At 68.3% G+C, this 1,630-nt stretch carries 1 protein-coding gene and 1 pseudogene; both read right to left on the bottom strand.

The features are described from left to right. Positions 1-265: 265 nt before the first annotated feature. A complete protein-coding gene (locus H7965_RS29825; RefSeq protein ID WP_186771936.1) occupies positions 266-1,294 on the bottom strand; it encodes an IS110 family RNA-guided transposase in 1,029 nt (342 codons plus the stop codon). 86 nt (positions 1,295-1,380) lie between these two features. Then, a pseudogene (locus H7965_RS29820) lies at positions 1,381-1,524 on the bottom strand (IS3 family transposase); the annotation flags it as partial. Positions 1,525-1,630: the final 106 nt, after the last annotated feature.

Below are 1,630 nucleotides of genomic sequence, written 5' to 3'. Positions count from 1 at the left end.
TAGGCCCATGTCTGGACGGTCCCCGCCCTGCAAGCATGATTTCGTCGGCTGACTCAGCGGCGCGCTTGCGGTCATGTCTTCGGCCTCTCGATGCCACCCTGCGGCGGCGGGCCTGGATAGGTTCCGCGGATCGGGTCCCATACAAACGTCCGCTCTCGGGAGGAGCGGTGGGCGTACCGGGCTGGTCCGACCCTGGTCGCGTCGACCGTCTTCGCCATCCTCCTCGATCACACCCGCAAGCTCGCCGTCTCCGCAGTGCGGCCGATCAGGCCGGCACCGCTGAGCCCTTCCGGTAGGTCTCACCGCGGGCCATCACCACCCAGGCGATCCTTGCCGTCTTGTTCGCCAGCGCGGTGGCGACGACGTTCCACGGCCGCCGCGCCAGCATGTCCGCCAGCCAGGGCGTTCGGTTTGCCGGCCGCGCCCGCATCCAGCGCAGCACCGCCTGTGCGCCGGTCACCAGCAGCCGGCGCAGGTAGCCATCCCCCCGCTTGCTGATGGGCCCGAGCCGCTCCTTGCCACCGCTCGAGTGCTGCCTCGGCACCAAGCCGATCCAGGCCGCGAAGTGCCGGCCAGATGCGAACTGAGCCGGGTCGGGTGCAGTCGCTGCTATGGCGGATGCTGTGATCGGCCCGATGCCTGGGATCGTGGCCAGCCGCCGGCTCATCTCATTGGCCCGATGCCAGGCGAGGATCCTGGCCTCGATCGCAGCTTCGCGCGCCTCTGCTTCTGCAAGCTGCAAACCGAGTTCATGGATGACGTCGCGGGCCAAGTCCGGGAGATCGGCCGGAGCTGCGTTCAGCGCTTGTTCGAGCAACCGCCGCAGGCCGGCGCGACCCTGTGCGCCGACGACACCGAACTCGGCGAGGTGGGCGCGGATCGCGTTACCGAGCGCGCGGCGCTGGGCGATGACAAGGCTCCGCGCACGATGGAGCATCAGGACTGCCTGCTGCTCGCGTGCCTTCACTGGCACGAACCCCATGGTCGGCCGCATCACCGCCTCGCAAATTGCCGCGGCATCAGCTGCGTCATTCTTGTTGCGCTTCACATAAGCCTTCACGTAGCTCGGTGGCACGAGCCGCACCTCGTGGCCAAGCGCCTGGAGTTCGCGCGCCCAGTGGTGCGCCGTCGCGCACGCCTCAATGCCAACGATGCATGGTCCAAGCGCCCGAAAGGTATCCAGCACCTGACCACGCCGAACACGCTGGCGCAGCACGGGCTTGCCCGTCGCGTCCGCGCCGTGGATCTGGAACATGTGCTTGGCAATGTCCAGGCCGATCGTCACCACCTGCATGTTGGCCGCCTCCTAGCTTCGATGCACCGCCGGCCAGCTTGGCACAGTCGGTACGTGGAAGCGGGGACCGTCCATCCCATCAGACAGACATGGTTCGGCCGCTCCGGCCGCAGTCGCACACAGGCGCCGTCAGCCAGCCACAGCCGCCCGCGTTTGGGCTGCCGGGCAGGCACCTTCAGCCCCGCACGGCGCCAGATGCGCTCCGCCCGCTTGCGATTGCACCGCCAGCCCTGAGTGTCCGTCCGGGGACAGGTGCTATGATTTGAATGGGTTGTGACTGGCCTGTGGGCGGCCGGGGCGGGAAGAACTGCGGCGATGTGGACGCAGGAGAACCGG

Origin of the sequence: Siccirubricoccus deserti (assembly GCF_014283215.1) — a bacterium.
Taxonomy (GTDB): domain Bacteria; phylum Pseudomonadota; class Alphaproteobacteria; order Acetobacterales; family Acetobacteraceae; genus Siccirubricoccus; species Siccirubricoccus deserti.
This window is presented reverse-complemented; position numbering and strand designations above follow the sequence as displayed.